Source organism: Nocardia iowensis (genome assembly GCF_019222765.1).
Lineage (GTDB): Bacteria > Actinomycetota > Actinomycetes > Mycobacteriales > Mycobacteriaceae > Nocardia > Nocardia iowensis.
The window spans coordinates 799,377-817,443 of the sequence record NZ_CP078145.1; the positions used below are offsets into that span (position 1 = coordinate 799,377).

An 18,067-nucleotide genomic window follows, 5' to 3' on the forward strand; every position below is an offset into this window, starting at 1 on the left:
CATGTGCGGCCTGGGCTGTGTCTGCACGCACAGTACCGCGCTAATCAGGTAATGCTAACCTTACCTCCAAGTTGGGACAGCTAGAACTTTGGAGGATCGTTGTCGACCACGGACGAACGCTTGCGGGTGGAGTATGTGACCGATCCGGCGGCAGCGATGTCCCGGCTGGCGGGGGCGGACCGGTTCGGCGAGTACGTGATGTACGAGCGTCCGGGTGAGTGGGTGTTCGCGGCCGACCCGATCGGCGGGATCGAACTGGACGTCGAGGAACTGCGGGTCACCTGGGCGGGTCAGACCACAACGACCAAATGGGACGGCCGCCCGGCGGGCGTGGTCGACCGCGCACTCGCCGCGCTGCCGCTCGACGGCCGGAATGCCTACGGCTGGATCGGCTTCGAGTTCTGCGCCTGGGCGTTCGACGCGACCGAGTACCTGGAACCGCGGACCACATTGGTGCAGTTGATGATTCCGCGGATCGAGGTGCGGGTCGGCGAATTCGGCATCCGGGTGTCCGGCGCCACCCCGGCGGAGACCGGCGACATCCACGACCTCATCGCCGAATCGCAGGAAACCGAACTGCCGCAGCCATATCCGGCGGATGTCCGGCTCGACCCGACCGGCTATCAGGACCGGGTGGCCGAGGCCGTCGGCGAGATCCAGGCGGGCCGCTACCAGAAAGTCATCCTGTCCAGGAAGGTCGACCTGCCGTTCGTGGTCGATGTGCCCGCGACCTATCGGCTCGGGCGCGCGCACAACACCCCGGCGCGGTCGTTCCTGCTGCGGCTCGGCGGGCTCGAGGCGGCGGGCTTCAGCCCGGAGCTGGTCGCGGCCGTCGACGCCGATCGGGTGGTGACCACCGAACCGCTCGCGGGCACGCGTGCCTTCGGCCGTGGTGCGGCGGTCGACATGGCGGCGCGGGAAGATCTGATCAGCGACCCCAAAGAGATCGTGGAGCACGCGATTTCGGTCCGGACGTCGTTCGCGGAGATCAGCTCGGTGGCCGATCCCGGCACATCGGTGGTCTCGGACTTCATGGCGGTGCGCGAACGCGGCAGCGTGCAGCATCTGGCCTCCACCGTGCAGGGCAAGCTGGCCGCCGATCGATCCAGCTGGGACGCGGTCGAGGTGCTGTTCCCCTCGGTCACCGCGTCCGGGATCCCCAAGCGCGAAGGCGTCGACTCGGTATTCCGCCTCGACCATGACCCGCGCGGGCTGTATTCCGGTGCGGTGGTGACCGTTTCGCCTACCGGTGCGCTGGAGGCGACGCTGGTGCTGCGCGCGGTCTACCAGACGACCGAGGGTGCCTGGCTGCGTGCAGGCGCGGGCATCGTCGGGCAGTCCCGGCCGGAGCGGGAATTCGAAGAGACCTGCGAAAAGCTCGGTTGCATCGCGCCTTACGTGGTGCGGGCGCAGTAACGACCTGATCGATGCCGACGGGCGGCGCATCGAAAGATGCGCCGCCCGTCGGCATTCAGGCGCTCTCAACGGCCCGCAGGGCCTTCTTGTCGATCTTTCCGACGGCGGTGATCGGGAGTTCGGTGGCCTGGCGCAACACGTCGGGGAGCTTGTAGGTGGCCAGGCCGCGCGTTGTCAGGAAGGTCTTGATCTCAGCCAGGGTCGGCATCGCATCGTCGACAACCAGGACGGCGCAGACCTTTTCGCCGAGCGCGGCGTCGGGCAGTCCGACGGCGGCGGCGTGCCGGACGGCCGGATGGGCGAGCAGATGTTCCTCGAGCTCGTCACAGGATATGTTCTCGCCGCCGCGGTTGATGACGTCCTTGATCCGGCCGGAGACCACGAGATGTCCGCTCGGCAGCCTGCGCACCAGATCGCCGCTGCGGTAGTAGCCGTCGGGAGTGAAGGCGCGAGCGTTGTGCTCGGGCGCGCGGTAGTAGCCGCGAATGGTGTACGGGCCCTTGGTGAGCAGTTCGCCCTCGTCGCCCGGGGCGACATCGTTGCCGTCCGCGTCCACCACCCGGATCTCGTCAGCGGGGGACAGTGCTCGCCCCTGTGTGGTGTGCAGCAGTTCGGCCGCATCGTCGAGCCGGGTGTAATTGAGCAGTCCCTCGGCCATGCCGAACACCTGCTGGAGGGTGGCACCGAGTGCGGGAGTGACCTCGCGGGCGTTCACCTCGGCCAGCCGAGCGCCGCCGACTTGGAGCAGCCGTAGCGAGCTCAGGTCGGCTTCCTCCCATTCGGTTGCCGCACACCACAGCTGGGCCAGCGGCGGGACCACGGCGGTGACGGTGACCTGGTGCCGTTCGATGACGGCGAAGGCGCTCTCCGGGCTCGGATCGGTGACGAAGGTGATCGCGCCACCGACGCTCACGGTGCCGAGGATGCCGGGGCAGGCCAGCGGGAAGTTGTGCGCCGCGGGCAGCGTCGCGAGGTAGACGTCGTCCTCGGTGAGTGCGCACACCTCGGCGCTCGCGGTGGCGTTGTACAGGTAGTCGTCGTGCGTGCGGGCGATCAGCTTCGGTAGTCCCGTCGTGCCGCCGGAGACCAGCATCAGCGCGATATCGCTCGGGTCGATCGCCGGGAGCGAACCACCTTCGCGCGGTACCGAATTCAGTTCGATGTCGGATCCGGCCTCGCCGAGGATCAGCACATGGCGCAGCGACGGCACCGCTGTCCGCACCGTGGCGGCCAGCTCGCGGTAGTCGAAATCACCGAGCCGGTCGACGGCGATGTAGGCGACGGCGCCGGAAAGCGCGGCCAGATGCTCGATTTCGGCCCGCCGGTGCGCGGGCAGCGTCAGCACCGGAATGATTCCGGCCCGCAGCAGCCCGAACAGCACGGTCAGGAATTCCGGCACATTCGGCAGCTGCACCACCACCCGGTCACCGGGCGCGATCCCGAGCGCGAGCAGCCCGTGCGCCATCCGATCGGCGGCCGCGTCCAGCCACGCATAGCTGCGTGCGCCGTCGGCATCGAGCAGCGCGGGCCGGTGCGGATGCCGCCGGGCGGTTTCGCGCAGCAGGTCGTCCAGCGGTCGGCCGGTCCAATAGCCGGCGGCTCGGTAGGCGTCGGCGGCTTCGGCGGGGAAGGGCACGTAGCCGTCACGATGCGTGGACGACGTGGTGGGTATCGAAGTCACGGTCTGCCTCACAGATAACTCGAGCCGAGCTTGTTGAACATAGGTAAGGCAACCCTATCTCAGTGCGATATGCTACGGCTGAGCAGTCTCGATCCGCCGGTCCCGGCGGCAACCAAGGAGTGACAGCACCAGATGGAGCCAGCACAGCGACCGGGGGACGGGGCAGATCGCAAGGAACGCACAGCGGGTGGGCCGATGATCGCGCGCGCCGCCATTCGCGCCGCGATCGCCGAGCACCTCGGCGTCGCCGTCGACACGATCGATGACGACGCGGACCTCATCCAGCTGGGTTTGGACTCCATCCGCACGATGAAGCTGGCCGGTGGCTGGCGCAAGCAGGGCGCCCAGGTGAATTTCGCCCAGCTCGCGGCCGCTCCGACGGTCGCCGAGTGGGCGCGCCTGCTCGGTGCCGCCGACGGCTCGGCGAACGGCAGCGCCGCCGACGGCTCGGCGAACGGCAGCGCCGCCGACGGCTCCGCGAACGGCAGCGCCGCCGAAATATCGGACGTGCCCGCCACAGCCGAGGACGAATCCGCACCCTTCCCGCTGGCCACCATGCAGCACGCCTATTGGATCGGCCGCTCCGACGAGCAAGATCTCGGCGGTGTCGCCGCCCATCTCTACGTCGAATTCGACGGCGCCGCTGTCGATCCCGTGCGGTTGGCGAGTGCAGTCGACGACCTGGTCGCCGCACACCCGATGCTGCGCACCAGGTTCCTGCCGGACGGCACCCAGCAGACCATGCCCGCGCCCGGTCGTCCCGTCTTCTCGGTGGTCGATCTGCGCGGGCAGGCCGCCGACGCGGCCGAGGCGGAACTGGCCCGCCTGCGCGACACCAAGACGCATCAGCGGTTGGCCGTCGAGGACGGCCAGGTCCTGGACGTGACGCTCACCCTGCTCGCCGACGATCGAACCCGGCTGCACCTCGATGTGGACATGCTGGCCGGTGACGCGATGAGCTATCGCGTGCTGATCGCCGACTTGGCCGACCTCTACCACGGTGCGTCGCTGCCGCCGCAGGGCTACAGCTATCGGCGCTACCGCACCGAACGCCCGGTGGACACCGCGGCGTGGGAGGCCGACCGGCAGTGGTGGCAGCAGCGACTGCCCGAACTGCCCGGAGCGCCGGAGCTGCCGACGATTCCGGTCAGCGAGCGCACCGACCCGCACCGAACCGTCCGATACGACCATTGGCTCGCACCGGAGGCGAAGCAGCGCCTGCTCGCCGCGGCCCATGCGCGCGGGATCACCCCGGCGATGGCGCTGGCCGCGGTGTTCGCCGAGACCATCGGCGGTTGGTCAGCACAGAGCCGGTTCCTGCTGAATGTGCCGCTGTTCCATCGGGAACCGGTGCACCCCGACGTGGACCGGGTGATCGGCGACTTCACCTCATCGATCATGCTCGAGGTCGATGTCAGCGCCGACGTGACGGTCGCGGAGCGGGCCAAGGCGTTACAGCGCGCCATGCACGAAAGTGGCGCGCACACCGCCTATTCCGGCTTGGAGGTGCTGCGGGATCTCGGGCGGCAGCGCGGCGAGCCGGTGCTCGCCCCGATTGTCTACACCAGCGCGCTCAACCTGGGCGAATTGTTCGCCACCTCGGTCACCGACACCTTCGGCGAGCCGGTCTGGATCATTTCGCAGGGTCCGCAGGTGCTGCTGGACGCGCAGGTCACCGAGGTTCGCGGCGGTCTGCTGCTCAACTGGGATGTCCGGGAATCGGCCTTCCCGGCGGGCATGATCGACGCGATGTTCGCCAGCTACACCGACGCGATCGGCAGGCTCGGTGCGGGCGAGGCCGGGTGGGGCGCCGAAGCCGCTGTGCGGCTGCCGGTTTCGCAGGCAGCGGTGCGGGCCGCGGTGAACGCCACGGACGGGCCGGTCAGCGGACGCGCTTTGCACGAAGGCTTTTTCGAGCACGCGGTAGCCACCCCCGATGCCATGGCGGTGCTGTGGCAGTTCGGCGGCGTCGACGGCGGCTGGACCTACCGTGAGCTGGCCGCTCAGGCACTCGCGGTGGCGGGTGCGTTGCGGGACAACGGAGTGCGCCAAGGGCAGGCGGTGGCGGTACAGCTGCCGAAGGGGCCCGACCAGATCTTGGCCGTGCTCGGTGTGCTGGCCGCCGGTGCCTGCTACGTCCCGATCGGCTTCGACCAACCGGTCGGGCGGCGGGCGGAGATTCTGCGCACCGGCGATGTGGTGGCGGCGCTCACCGTCGACGGTGCGGACATGGGACGCCCCGAGATCACCTGCCTGCCGCTGTCCGCGGCGCGAAGTCATCCGAATCCGCTGCGGGAGCCCGTGCTTCCCGCTACCGATGCCATCGCCTACGTCCTGTTCACCTCCGGTTCCACCGGCACGCCGAAGGGTGTCGAGGTGCCGCACAGCGGCGCGATGAACACCATCGACGCGGTGAACATCTGGTTCGAGGTCGACGCGAGCGACCGGGTACTCGCGCTGTCCGCGCTGGAATTCGACGCCTCGGTCTACGACATGTTCGGCATGTTCTCGGTGGGCGGCGCCGTGGTTGCGCTGGATGCCGACCAGCGCGCCGAAGCGACGACATGGGTGGAACTGCTTCGCCAGCATCGGGTTTCGATCCTCAACTGTGTGCCGAGCATGCTAGACATGATCCTGGAGGTCGGCGGCGACCGGCTGGGCGATTCGTTGCGCGCGGTGACCCTCGGCGGCGACTGGGTGGGCGCCGAGCTGGCGCGCAGGCTGGCCCGCCAGGTGCCGGGCTGCCGATTCGCCGGACTCGGCGGTGCGACCGAAACCTCCATCCACAACACCATTTGCGAGGTCACGGACCCGCCGGAGCACTGGGCGACCGTGCCGTTCGGCGTGCCATTGCGCAACGTGCGCTGCCGGGTGGTCAACGCGGCCGGTCGGGACTGCCCGGACTGGGTGCCCGGTGAATTCTGGGTCGGCGGTGCGAATGTCGCCGCCGGGTACCGCAACGACCAGGAACGGACCGCCGAACGTTTCGTCGTGCACAACGACATCCGCTGGTATCGGACCGGCGACATGGCGCGGTACTGGCCCGACGGCACCATCGAATTCCTCGGCCGCGCGGATCATCAGGTGCAGATCCGCGGCTACCGGGTGGAGCTCGGTGAAGTGGAGAGCGGATTGCGCACGGCCCCTGGAGTCCGGCACGCCGTCGCCGCGGTGGTCGGTGCGGAGGCCCCGAAACTGGTTGCCGCCGTCTCCGGTGCCACCGGCACTGCCGAGGAGATCGTCGCGGCGATCTCGGATCTGTTGCCCAGCTACATGATTCCGACGCGCATCGAAATACTCGAGCGAATGCCGCTGACCGACAACGGCAAGCTGGACCGGCGCGCCGTACTGGCCCTGCTCGAACCGGCCGCCACCGAGGCGCTGGACGCGAACCCCAGCGGACCGCTCGAGGCCGCGTTGGTCGCCATCGTCGCCGAAGTGCTCGGCATCGACCGCATCGGCGTGCACGACGACTTCTTCGCCGCGGGCGGCGATTCGGTGCTGGCGACCACGGCCATCGCCCGGGTGCGCGAATGGCTCGACGTGGACCACGCGCTGGTCGCGGATCTCCTGATCGGCCGCACCGTCGCCGACCTCGCGCAGCGGCTGGTGGCCAGGGAAACCGAACTCGGCACCCCCGACCGCCTGGCCGCCGTCGCCGAGCTCTACCTCGAGGTCGCCGCGATGAGTGATGACGAGGTGCTGGCCCAGATGTGAGCCGGTATTTCGGCTTAGACTCGCAGGTATGAGCCGGTGGGACACCTCGAAATTGCCTGACCAGACCGGTCGCACGTTCATCGTGACCGGTGCGAACAGCGGACTGGGGGCGGCCACGGTGCGCGCGCTGGCGGGAGCCGGTGCGCAGGTCGTGCTGGCCTGCCGGAACGTGGCCAAGGGCGAGCAGGTGGCCGCGCCGCTGGGCGAGCGTGCGACGGTGCGGCAGCTGGACCTCGCGGATCTGGCCTCGGTGCGGGCCTTCGCCGAGGCGACGGACCGGGCCGACGTGCTGATCAACAACGCCGGTGTGATGGCGCTGCCGGAGCTGCGGACCGCCGACGGCTTCGAAATGCAGATCGGCACCAACCATCTCGGTCACTTCGCATTGACCGGCCTGCTGCTGGACAAGATTTCGGAGCGGATCGTCACCGTCGCCAGCGGCGCGCACACCATGGGGAAGATCGACCTCGACGACCTCAACTGGGAGCGGCGCAAGTACCAGCGCTGGGCCGCCTACGGACAGGCGAAGCTGGCCAACCTGATGTTCGCCTACGAGTTGCAGCGCAAGTTGACCGCGGCGGGCTCATCGAAGCTCTCGGTCGCCGCCCATCCCGGCTACGCGTCGACCGAATTGCAGTCGCACACCGAGTCGATCCTGGACACGGTGATGCGGCTCGGCAATCAACTGATCGCGCAGAGTGCCGAAATGGGCGCGCTGCCAACGCTGTACGCCGCGACCACGCAGGTCGAGCCGGGTGGCTACTACGGACCGACCAGCTGGCGCGGTCTGCGCGGCTATCCGGGTGTCTCGGGCTCGTCGAAGGCGTCGCGGGACGAGGGCGTCGCCCGCAAACTGTGGGAGCTGTCGGAGAAGCTGACCGGCGTCACCTACCACTTCACGAAGTAGGCCGCGCCTGCTGCGTCAGCCCAGGATGTGCAGGTCGTAGAACAACTGATACCGGCTCGGGTCGTCCGGCAGGAACCAGTGAAAGCCTTCCAACAAGAAGACCGACACCAGGTTGATCGCGAGCACGATGCCGAGGAACCACAGCGCGATCAGCCCGATGATCCGATGCGGCCTCGCCGGGATCGTCCGCGCGGCGGTGCTGTGCGAAAACGACAGCACCGCACCGACGGTCGCGATCGCGGCGACGAAAAGGATCAACGCCCAGACGTACAGGTGCAGCCCGAGCACCGGCGCACCGTAGCCGGGATCGCCGGGCAGGATGTGCAGCATGGTCTGCCGCCAGGAGGTGAATCCGCCTGCGACACAGCCGACTACGGCCAGGCCCCAGCCCATCGCGTAGTCGCGGGCGGCGACCGCTCCCGTCATGCCCTTGCGCACGATGACCGCGGCGCCGAGCGCGGCCAAGGCCATGAACATGCGCTGCACCATGCACAGCGGGCACGGATAGTCCCAGCTGCCGAACTGCACGCCGAGCCCGCCGCAGATCACCCCGGTCCAGCCGACCACGAAAATGACGGCAAGCCAGTACTGGAGCTGTCCGGCAACGGTTCCCGCCGCGCGGGCCGGCACGGCCTCGGTGGCCATCAGTAGTTCAATCCGAGGCCGAGACCGCTGGTGATGTGGTGGGCCATCAGCAGGATCGTCGCGATCAACAGCACCCACCAAGCGCCGAGCACCACCCGCCGGGAACGTTGCCCGCACAGGACGACCAAGACCGCGAGCAACCCGCCGAAGATGAGCGTGTCCATAGCGGTCGGACATTACCTGGGGTGTTGCGACGCTCGCCCTGGACACGCCGCGCCCTGACCTGCACTGACGATCCCGCAGGGGAAGTGAGAGACAGGTCACTCCAACATTCGAGTCACACATCGGCGGTCCGTGTCGTCCTCTCTGTGAACACACAGAACAACCACTTAGGAAGGCCCATCATGGACGCCAGGATCAACCTCTACGCCAACCCCGTCGCGGGCAGCTTCGTCAAGCGACTCACCATGGCTTCCAAGGTCATCAACGACTCCACCCTGCCCGCCGCCACCTACGAGCTGGTCAAGATTCGCGCCAGCCAGATCAACGGCTGCGGCTACTGCACCGACATGCACACCAAGGACGCCGCGCACGCGGGCGAAACCTCGGTGCGGCTCAACCTGATCGCCGCCTGGCACGAGTCCACCGTCTTCACCGAGGCCGAGCGCGCCGCGCTCGCGCTGACCGAGGAGGCCACCCGGATCGGCGACGGCCGTGGTGTCAGTGACCAGGTGTGGCAGGAGGTGCGCAAGCACTACGACGACGACCAGACCGCAGCCCTGATCGCCGCCATCGCGATGATCAACGCCTGGAACCGGATGAACGTCATCGCCCGCACTCCGGCCGGTGACTACGTGCCGGGTCAGTGGGGCTGAGATCACCACGTCAGCGATGCCTCGGGAGCGAACGACGTCATGCCGGGCGACCGGCATGACGGTCGGCGCGCACCGTGGCAGGCCGACCGGCCCGCGCTGTGGCATGCGGCACGGTCGATTCATCGCTTGGTACATGCCTGGTACAGTCGCCGACGTGCAGCGCGTGTATTTCTGGTTTAGCAAGCCGGCCCTGGGTGGGCTGGTCTGCGGCAACCGCCTGCGCTGACGACATTCCACCCCGAGCCGGATTGGACCGGCTCGACGGGTTTCACGTCCGTGGGTCGGCCGAAGAAAAGGAACCCACGACATGACTACCGCAGCCGACGTCGACGCGCGGCACTCCGATCTCGATGATCAACGCACCTTGAGCGTGAGCCCGCTGCGCTCACCTGCCGAGGTGCGCCACGTGCACCCGATCACCGATCCGCTCGCGGATACGGTCCGTAAGGGTCGCGCGGCCACCGTCGACGTGCTGAACGGCGTCGACGACCGCCTGATGGTGATCGTCGGCCCGTGCTCGGTGCACGACCCGGCCGCCGCCCTCGACTACGCCCGCCGCCTGGCCGCCAAGGCCGCCGAGCTCGATGACCGGCTGCACGTGGTGATGCGGGTGTACTTCGAGAAGCCGCGCACCACCCTGGGCTGGAAGGGGCTGATCAACGATCCGCACCTGGACGGCTCCTTCGACGTCAACACCGGCCTCGGCTTCGGCCGCAAGCTGCTGGTCGACATCACCGCGCTCGGCCTGCCGGTGGCCTGCGAATTCCTCGACCCGATCACCCCGCAGTACATCGCCGACCTGGTCTCCTACGGCGCCATCGGCGCCCGCACCGCGGCCAGCCAGGTGCACCGCCAGCTGAGCAGCGCGCTATCTATGCCGGTCGGCATCAAGAACGGCACCGACGGCGATGTGCAGGTCGCCGTGGACGGTGTCCGTGCCGCGGCGGCCAGCCACGTCTTCCCCGGCACCGACCTGGACGGGCGCGCCGCGCTGATCCGCACCACCGGCAACCCCGACTGCCACGTCATTTTGCGCGGCGGCACCGCTGGCCCGAACTACGACGCGGCGTCGGTCGCCGAGGCGTGCCTTCGGCTGGAGAAGGCCGGGCTGCCGCAGCGGCTCGTTGTCGACGCCAGCCACGGCAACAGCAACAAGGACCACAACAAGCAGGTCGATGTGGTCACCGACATCGCGACGCGGCTGGCCGCGAACGAACCCGGCGTCGTCGGCGTGATGCTGGAGAGCTTCCTCGTCGCGGGCAGGCAGGATCTCACCCTCGGCCACGCCGACGAACTCACTTACGGCCAGTCCATCACCGACGCCTGCCTGGACTGGGACACCACCGCCCGTCAGCTCGACCGGCTGGCCGACGCGGTCCAGCGTCGTCGTAATCCCTGATCGCCGTTCCGGTTTCAGCTTCCCGCGCGGATGATCCGGGCGGGAGGCTGAAAATGCGGGAGTTACCCGGGAGTGGCGACTACGCCGAGTAGGTCACCGGACGAGACGATTTCGACGGCGAATCCGGCTTCGGACAGGTATTCGTTCAGACGACCCGGGGCGGGCTTCGGGCTGGTGGCGGCCGCGGGGGTGCCGTAGCCGTAGAAGAGGTACAGCGTGCCGCCGGGTGCGAGCAATCGGCGGATCAGTGCCAGTTCGGCGGTGGGACGCTTTGTCCAGAACACGTTGACGTTGACGGCCAGCATCTTGTCGAAACCCGCTGCGCCCGGCCCGATCCGGTCGAGTAGCCGCTGCGGGTCAAGGTCCGCCAGCTCGGCCTGCTCCAGGTGCAACTGTCCTGAATCGATCAGCGCGGCATGGCGTTTCGTGGCGCGGGCGATCGCGGTGGCGGAGCGGTCGACACCCACGACGAGCCCACCGTCCAGCTTTGCGGTCAGGTAGGCGATCGAATTACTCGACCCCGGACCGATTTCGAGGATTCGGTCGGTCGGCCGCACATCCATGATGTCGACCATCCAGGCGAACCGCTGGTCATCAACCATCCCCGCAATGTACGACGAACCCGGCGCGGTGTCCGCGCTATCGATCGACAGCAGGCTGCGCGTGAGGCCAGCAACCTGTAAGTGGACCGAGACGCGGCGACCCCGGGCGGGTGAGGATCGACAGCGTGATCGAGATGGCGGCGGTGCTCGGAGTAGCGGCCGTGGCGTTGGGAATGGTGCTGACGCCGGGGCCGAACATGATGTATCTGATTTCGCGGACCGTAGCGCAGGGGCGGCGGGCCGGGTTGGTGTCGCTCGGCGGTGTCGCCGCGGGGTTCGGGGTGTATCTGGTGGCAGCCGCGGTGGGGATCACCGCCGTGTTCGCGGTGGTGCCCGGTCTGTATCTGGCAGTGAAGTTGGCAGGAGCCGCGTACCTGCTGTGGCTGGCCTGGCAGGCGTTACGTCCGGGCGGAGTGTCGGTCTTCGCGCCCGCCGCCATGCCCGCGGATCCCACCCGGCGACTGTTCATGATGGGGTTCGTCACCAACCTGCTGAATCCGAAGATCGCGATCATGTACATGGCACTGATCCCGCAGTTCGTCCAGCCCGACCACGGGCAAGTCTGGTTGCAGAGCCTCTGCCTCGGCGCGGTACAGATCGCCGTGGCGTTAACGGTGAACGGCCTGATCGTCCTCGGCGCGGGCAGCGTCACCTCCTTCCTCATCGGACGACCCCTCTGGCTCCGCGCCCAGCGCTACCTCATGGGCACCATGCTCGGCACCATCGCCGTCCTGGTCGCGACGGATCGCGCCCGCCCAACCCCGGCCTGAGGCCGCGAGCGGCACACCACTGACGGGGCTACTCGGCGTTTGCCGCGGTCGTGTGCCAGTCACGGGCAGTTGACAGCGGGTGTGCGACGGTTAGCGCCATGGTGGATGGGGTTTGGGCTGCTCAGTTCGGGTCGGCGGTGGATGCGGTGCAGCGCGTCGGGGAGTTGTTCGGGGTGTTCGCGTTCGCGAGTTCGGGGGCGTTGCTCGCCGTGCGGCGGGATTTCGACATCTTCGGCATCGTGGTGCTTGCGTGCAGTACCGCGCTCGGTGGCGGCATCATCCGGGACCTGGTGATCGGTCGCACGCCGCCCGCGGCGTTCGTCGATCTCAGTTATCTGTGGACGGCTGTGCTTGCCGCGGTGATCATCTTCTTCTGGCATCCGCCCCGGCGGTTGACTCGCGGTCCGCTCGAGGTCGCCGACGCGTTCGGCCTCGGATTGTTTTGTGTGACAGGGACGGTCATTGCCTATTCGCGCGGGCTCGGTGCGCCCTCGGCGGCGTTGCTCGGCCTGGTCACCGCGATCGGCGGCGGGGTGATCCGGGACCTGCTCGGCGGTCAGACGCCGAATGTGCTTCGGCCCGACCAGATTTACGCGCTGCCCGCACTGGCGGGTGCCATCGCCACGGCGGCGCTGCTGCATTTCGGCGTCTACCAGGCGTGGACCGGGGCGCTGGCCGCGTCGGGTGCGATCGCCTTCCGATTGCTCGCGCTCCGTTTCGGTTGGCATGCGCCGCAAGCCCGCCGGTATTCCCGCACCCGCCCACCGGCCGATCCGACACTGCCGCACCCGTCCTGATCTCCCGCGCACGTGGGTACGCGGGAGAACGGTGCGGCGTCGTGGCTAGTCCGCCAACTGGTATCGCAGCTGGGCGAACTGATTCATCTGCGCGACGTCGACGAGTTTCATTCGCGAGGACAGGATTCGGCGCGGCAGCACCGGCGCACCACTGCCCAGTGTCACCGGCGCGATGCTCGCGATGATCTCGTCGAGCAGCCGGGCATCCGCGAACTTGGCCGCCAGCTCGCCGCCGCCGAGAACCCAGATGTGCTGTTCGCCTGCGGCTTCCGCCATTTCCTTGTGCACCGGCTCGACCGCGCCGGACACGAAGCGCAGATTTGCGCCAGGTATGGCGGGCAGCGTCCGATGGGTGAAGACCCAGCACGGGATGTTGCCGTAGCTCTTGTGCCAGTTCTCCGGCGGTTCGTTGGCCGCGATCCACTCGTAGGTGGTCGCTCCCATGCACATCGCGCCGACGCCGCTGATGAACTCGGCGATGGTGCGCTCGCTGGTGCCGTCGTCGTCGACCTCGAACAGCCAGCTGAGCGAGTTGTGCTCGTCCGCGATGTAGCCGTCGAGGCTGGTTGCCGTGAAGTATTGGGTAGCCATGGACACCACCCTGTCAGCGAACCCTGACAGGGTATGTCAAGTTTTATTGTGCGCCCGCCCGCAGTCGGCGCATGCCTTCGTCGAGTGTTTCGTCGCGTTTGCAGAAGGTGAAGCGCACCAGGTGGCTCCATGCGGCCGCGTCGTCGGCGAAGACGCTGATCGGGACGGCGACGACGCCGAGCCGCTTGGGCAGTTCGCGGCAGAAGGTGAGGCCGTCGGACGCGCCGAGCGGGGTGATGTCGCCACAGACGAAGTAACCGCCCGCGCTGGAGGTGGCCAGGAAGCCGGCGTCGGTGAGCGCGGCGGCGAGGCGAAGTCGTTTCTCGGACAATGTGTCCCGCAGCGCGGCGACCCAATCGAGCTCGTGGTTCAGCGCGTGCGCGACCGCGGGCTGGAACGGTCCGCCCGCGACGAAGGTCATGAACTGCTTGGCGGCGAGCATGCCGTCGATCAATTCCGCCGGACCGCACGCCCAACCGGTCTTCCAGCCGGTGACGCTGAATGTCTTTGCCGCACTGGACACCACGATGGTGCGCTCGGCCATGCCGGGCAGGGTGGCGAGGCTGATGTGCTCGGCGCCGTCGTAGACGAGGTGTTCGTAGACCTCGTCGGTGAGCACCAGAATGTCGTGCTCGCAAGCTATTTCGGCGATCGCCTGCAGATCGGCGCGGCCGAGCACGGTGCCGGTCGGGTTGTGCGGCGAATTGACGACCAGCATCCTGGTCGCCGGGGTGATCGCGGCGCGCAGGCTGTCCAGGTCGAGGACGAAGCGATCACCGTCGGCTACCAATCGCGCGGTGCGCCGCCGCGCACCCGCCAAGGCGACGGCGGCGGCGTAGGAGTCGTAATACGGCTCGATCAGCACGACCTCCGCGCCCGGCTCGACCAGGCCGAGCATGGCGGCGCTGATCGCCTCGGTCGCCCCGACCGTCACCAGCACCTGGGTATCGGGGTCGTAGTGGGTGCCGTAGCGGCGGGCCCGGTCGTCGGCGATGGCGCGGCGCAGCACCGGCATGCCCCGCCCGGGCGGGTACTGATTGAGACCGTCGGCGATGGCCTGCCTGGCGGCATCGAGCATGCTCGCCGGACCGTCCGTGTCGGGAAACCCTTGGCCGAGGTTGACCGCGTCGTACCGGACCGCGAGCTCTGTCATCTCAGCGAAGATCGTGGAGGCGAAGGGGCGCAGTCGGGCAACGGTGGCGGGTTGCGGAGGCATATCCGGAGACTAGCTCAGCCGCCGCGAGCGGGCCGCGCCGTGTTAGCCGGGAGACCGACGTGGTACGCGCGGACTCAGCCGAGTCGAATGCCGGTCAGTTTGGCGGGGTTCGCGAGGTCGTAGGTGCCCCAGACCAGTCCGTCGCGGATGGTGAAGCCCATGACGCGGGCGGCGCGGCCGCTGTCGGCGGTGACCACCAGGCCCAGTTGCCCGTTGACAGAGGCGAATTCGTAGTTGTAGGCCGGATCCACCTCGGCGCTGTCCAACCCGTACTTGCGGACGAGCCCCAAGTAGAAGCGGGCGATCCGGTCCGCGCCGGACAGGATGTTCTCGGCTGTGGACGTGGTGCCGTCGGCGTCGCCGATCACCACCGAATCCGGGTGCAGCGCAGCGGTAACCGCGCTCAGGTCACCGGAGCGCAGTGCGGTGAGGAAGCATTGCACGGCGGCCTCGTGTTCGGCATCCGGCACCGGTGGTGGCGTGTCCGCGACGGCCGTGCGGGCCTCGACCGCGAGCTCTCGCGCGGCATCGGCGGAAATATCGAGGATGTCGGCTATCTCGTCGAACGACATCGAAAGCCCGTCGTGCAGCACGAAAGCCACCCGCTGCGGCGGGGTCAGCGTGTCAAGTACCACCATGGCCGCGAGTCGGCACTCCGGTTTGCGGGCCACCGCTTCCAACGGATCAGGTCTGCTCGACGGCGTGCGACTGGTCACCACCGGCTCCGGCAGCCATTGCCCCACATACCTTTCCCGGCGCACCGCGGCACTGCGCAGTCGGTCCAGGCAGATGCGGCTCACCACGGTCGTCAGCCAGGGGCGCAGGTCGTCGATCTCGGATTGGTGGGCGCCGGCCAACCGCAGCCAGCTCTCCTGCACCGCGTCCTCGGCGTCGCCGACGCTGCCCGTCAGCCGATACGCGACCGAGAGCAGATGCGCTCGATGTGATTCGAACAATCCGGCAAGCAGAGCGGCAACCATCAGGAAGATTCTACGATCTCCGCGCCGGTCGGTTTACCACGGCGTCCGATTGAACGCACGGCAAACAGGATGATCCGGCAGGGCGATTCGTGACAACATGACTCGATGGACGCACAAGCGCTCTCGAACGGAACAGTCTGGCTATCGATCCCCACCGCGGACGACGTCGACGCCATCACCGAGTGTTGCCAGGACCCGTCCATCGGCGAGTGGGTGACCATCCCGGTGCCCTACACCCGGGAGAACGCCAAAACCTTCATCGACGACATCGTCCGCCCCGGCTGGGCGGGCCACAGCCCGACCTGGGCGTTGCGCCTGTTCGAAAACGGCCCCGTCGTCGGCATGATCGGCCTCGGCGAACGCGATGAATCCGCCGCCGAGATCGGCTACTGGCTGGCGCCGGCCGAACGCTGCCGCGGTCTGATGACGCAGGCGGTAAACCTGGTCTGCGACTACGGCTTCCGCCCCGACGGCATGGCCCTGCAGCGGATCAGCTGGCGCGCCTTCGTCGGCAACTACGCTTCCGCCGCCGTGGCCCGCCGCACCGGCTTCCGCTACGAAGGCATGGCTCGGCTCGGCAGCCTGCAACGCGGCATCCGCCGCGACCACTGGCTGGCGGCCCGCCTGCCGACCGACCCGCCCGGCCCCGCCGAAGGCTGGCCCGCCGAGTTCGACCGGGCCCTTCATCGAGCGCCGGGACCGCGCTGAATCCGGGCACCTGCGCGCCGGGTCCGGATCGCGCGCCGGACGCCTCGTCGAGCATCGATTGTCGTGGTCAGCGGACCGGCCGTGCGGGGGTGTCAGGGGGGTCAGGGAGAATGGGCCGGAACCGATGCGAGGAGGGGCTGTGACGGACGGTCCGCTGATTGTGCAGAGTGACAAGACGCTGCTGTTGGAGGTCGACCACGAGTTGGCCGATGCGGCGCGGCAGGCCATCGCGCCGTTCGCCGAGCTGGAGCGGGCTCCCGAGCATGTGCACACCTATCGGGTGACGCCGCTGGCGCTGTGGAACGCGCGGGCGGCGGGGCATGACGCCGAGCAGGTGGTGGACGCGCTGGTCAGCTACTCGCGGTACGCGGTGCCGCAGCCGTTGCTGGTGGACGTGGTGGACACCATGGCCAGGTATGGGCGGTTGCAGCTGGTCAAGCATCCGGCGCACGGGCTCACCCTGGTCAGCCTGGATCGGGCGGTGCTCGAGGAGGTGCTGCGGCACAAAAAGATCGCGCCGATGCTCGGGGCCCGCCTCGATGACGACACGGTGGTCGTGCACGGTTCCGAGCGCGGCCGGATCAAGCAGATGCTGCTGAAGATCGGCTGGCCCGCCGAGGACCTGGCCGGTTACGTCGACGGCGAAGCGCACCCGATCGAACTGGACTACACCGACGACAAGTGGCACCTGCGCGACTATCAGGAGATGGCCGCCGACTCGTTCTGGGCGGGCGGCTCCGGTGTGGTGGTGCTGCCGTGTGGCGCGGGCAAGACGATGGTCGGCGCCGCCGCGATGGCGAAGGCGAAGGCGACCACGTTGATCCTGGTCACCAATACCGTGGCGGGCCGGCAGTGGCGGCGTGAGCTGCTGGCGCGCACCTCGCTGACCGAGGAGGAGATCGGCGAGTACTCCGGCGAGCGCAAGGAGATCCGCCCGGTCACCATCGCGACCTACCAGGTGATCACCCGCCGCACCAAGGGCGAATACAAGCACCTCGAGCTCTTCGACAGCCGCGACTGGGGCCTGGTCATCTACGACGAGGTGCACCTGCTGCCCGCTCCGGTCTTCCGGATGACCGCCGACCTGCAATCGCGCCGCCGCCTCGGCCTCACCGCGACCCTGGTCCGCGAGGACGGCCGGGAGGGCGACGTGTTCTCGCTGATCGGCCCGAAGCGCTACGACGCGCCATGGAAGGACATCGAGGCGCAGGGCTGGATCGCGCCGGCCGAGTGCATCGAGGTGCGGGTGACGCTGACCGATGCCGAGCGGATGGCCTACGCGACCGCCGAACCGGAGGAGCGCTACAAGCTGTGCTCCACCGCGCGCACGAAGATTCCGGTCGTGCAGTCGATCCTTGCCAACCACGCGGACGCGCCGACCTTGGTGATCGGCGCCTATCTCGACCAGTTGGACGAGCTCGGTGTCGCGCTGAGCGCCCCGGTGATTCAGGGCTCGACGAAAACCAAAGAGCGCGAAGAACTCTTCGAGGCGTTCCGGCAGGGTGAGATCCCGGTGCTGGTGGTGAGCAAGGTGGCGAACTTCTCCATCGATTTGCCGGAAGCCTCGGTGGCGGTGCAGGTTTCGGGCACCTTCGGGTCTCGCCAGGAGGAGGCACAGCGCCTCGGCCGACTGCTGCGGCCGAAACATGATGGCGGCCAAGCGCATTTCTACTCGGTGGTGGCCCGGGACACGCTCGATGCCGAGTACGCCGCGCACCGCCAGCGTTTTCTCGCCGAACAAGGGTATGCCTACCGCATTATGGATGCCGACGACTTGCTCGGCCCAACCATCGGATAAGCGGAGGCTTTTCCTCCGCAAACTG

The 18,067-nt window shown here is 68.3% G+C and carries 16 protein-coding genes; 9 read left to right on the forward strand and 7 right to left on the reverse strand.

Going from position 1 to position 18,067, the window contains the following annotated elements; genetic code table 11:
- Positions 1-99 precede the first annotated feature (99 nt).
- On the forward strand, positions 100-1,416 hold the full coding sequence (locus tag KV110_RS03810; RefSeq protein ID WP_218473494.1) for a salicylate synthase: 1,317 nt from the start codon (positions 100-102) through the stop codon (positions 1,414-1,416).
- 55 nt (positions 1,417-1,471) lie between these two features.
- Here KV110_RS03810 and KV110_RS03815 read toward each other — a convergent pair whose 3' ends face one another.
- Complete coding sequence (locus KV110_RS03815; RefSeq protein ID WP_393538165.1) at positions 1,472-3,088, reverse strand: (2,3-dihydroxybenzoyl)adenylate synthase; 1,617 nt, start codon at positions 3,086-3,088, stop codon at positions 1,472-1,474.
- 204 nt (positions 3,089-3,292) lie between these two features.
- Between KV110_RS03815 and KV110_RS03820 the strand changes: the two genes are divergently transcribed.
- On the forward strand, positions 3,293-6,814 hold the full coding sequence (locus tag KV110_RS03820) for a non-ribosomal peptide synthetase (RefSeq protein ID WP_246634679.1): 3,522 nt from the start codon (positions 3,293-3,295) through the stop codon (positions 6,812-6,814).
- A 28-nt stretch (positions 6,815-6,842) separates the two neighbouring features.
- Complete coding sequence (locus KV110_RS03825; protein WP_218473500.1) at positions 6,843-7,721, forward strand: oxidoreductase; 879 nt, start codon at positions 6,843-6,845, stop codon at positions 7,719-7,721.
- A gap of 15 nt (positions 7,722-7,736) precedes the next feature.
- Here KV110_RS03825 and KV110_RS03830 read toward each other — a convergent pair whose 3' ends face one another.
- Together KV110_RS03830 and KV110_RS03835 are read right to left on the reverse strand one after the other, a co-directional pair.
- Positions 7,737-8,366, reverse strand: a complete 630-nt coding sequence (locus KV110_RS03830; protein WP_218473502.1) for a disulfide bond formation protein B — start codon at positions 8,364-8,366, stop codon at positions 7,737-7,739.
- Positions 8,366-8,530: a DUF5993 family protein gene (locus KV110_RS03835; RefSeq protein WP_218473503.1), complete on the reverse strand. Its 165-nt coding sequence runs from the start codon at positions 8,528-8,530 to the stop codon at positions 8,366-8,368. Before KV110_RS03835 ends, KV110_RS03830 begins: the two co-directional genes overlap by 1 nt.
- A 180-nt stretch (positions 8,531-8,710) precedes the next feature.
- Here KV110_RS03835 and KV110_RS03840 point away from each other — a divergent pair, with 180 nt between their 5' ends.
- Together KV110_RS03840 and KV110_RS03845 are read left to right on the forward strand one after the other, a co-directional pair.
- Positions 8,711-9,181: a carboxymuconolactone decarboxylase family protein gene (locus KV110_RS03840; protein WP_218473505.1), complete on the forward strand. Its 471-nt coding sequence runs from the start codon at positions 8,711-8,713 to the stop codon at positions 9,179-9,181.
- A gap of 307 nt (positions 9,182-9,488) precedes the next feature.
- Complete coding sequence (locus KV110_RS03845; protein WP_218473507.1) at positions 9,489-10,580, forward strand: 3-deoxy-7-phosphoheptulonate synthase; 1,092 nt, start codon at positions 9,489-9,491, stop codon at positions 10,578-10,580.
- A gap of 62 nt (positions 10,581-10,642) precedes the next feature.
- Here the strand turns inward: KV110_RS03845 and KV110_RS03850 are convergent, their stop codons facing one another.
- Positions 10,643-11,182 carry a class I SAM-dependent methyltransferase gene (locus KV110_RS03850; protein ID WP_218473509.1) on the reverse strand — a complete coding sequence of 180 codons (540 nt, stop codon included), beginning with the start codon at positions 11,180-11,182 and terminating at the stop codon, positions 10,643-10,645.
- A gap of 125 nt (positions 11,183-11,307) precedes the next feature.
- Here KV110_RS03850 and KV110_RS03855 point away from each other — a divergent pair, with 125 nt between their 5' ends.
- On the forward strand, positions 11,308-11,952 hold the full coding sequence (locus KV110_RS03855) for a LysE family translocator (RefSeq protein ID WP_218473510.1): 645 nt from the start codon (positions 11,308-11,310) through the stop codon (positions 11,950-11,952).
- A 98-nt stretch (positions 11,953-12,050) separates the two neighbouring features.
- Positions 12,051-12,749, forward strand: a complete 699-nt coding sequence (locus tag KV110_RS03860; RefSeq protein ID WP_218473511.1) for a trimeric intracellular cation channel family protein — start codon at positions 12,051-12,053, stop codon at positions 12,747-12,749.
- A gap of 45 nt (positions 12,750-12,794) precedes the next feature.
- Here the strand turns inward: KV110_RS03860 and KV110_RS03865 are convergent, their stop codons facing one another.
- The 3 genes from KV110_RS03865 to KV110_RS03875 form a co-directional block, all read right to left on the reverse strand.
- On the reverse strand, positions 12,795-13,340 hold the full coding sequence (locus KV110_RS03865) for a dihydrofolate reductase family protein (protein WP_218473512.1): 546 nt from the start codon (positions 13,338-13,340) through the stop codon (positions 12,795-12,797).
- A 43-nt stretch (positions 13,341-13,383) separates the two neighbouring features.
- A complete protein-coding gene (locus KV110_RS03870; RefSeq protein ID WP_218473513.1) occupies positions 13,384-14,556 on the reverse strand; it encodes a pyridoxal phosphate-dependent aminotransferase in 1,173 nt (390 codons plus the stop codon).
- A gap of 74 nt (positions 14,557-14,630) precedes the next feature.
- The gene (locus tag KV110_RS03875) at positions 14,631-15,536 is read right to left on the reverse strand and encodes a sigma-70 family RNA polymerase sigma factor (RefSeq protein WP_218473514.1); all 906 of its coding nucleotides are present in this window, start codon (positions 15,534-15,536) and stop codon (positions 14,631-14,633) included.
- Between the two features lie 105 nt (positions 15,537-15,641).
- Between KV110_RS03875 and KV110_RS03880 the strand changes: the two genes are divergently transcribed.
- Both KV110_RS03880 and KV110_RS03885 read left to right on the forward strand, forming a co-directional pair.
- Positions 15,642-16,244: a GNAT family N-acetyltransferase gene (locus KV110_RS03880; RefSeq protein WP_218473515.1), complete on the forward strand. Its 603-nt coding sequence runs from the start codon at positions 15,642-15,644 to the stop codon at positions 16,242-16,244.
- Positions 16,245-16,383: 139 nt separating this feature from the next.
- Positions 16,384-18,042, forward strand: coding sequence for a DNA repair helicase XPB (locus KV110_RS03885; protein WP_218473516.1), 1,659 nt, complete (start codon positions 16,384-16,386; stop codon positions 18,040-18,042).
- The last annotated feature ends 25 nt before the right edge of the window (positions 18,043-18,067 follow it).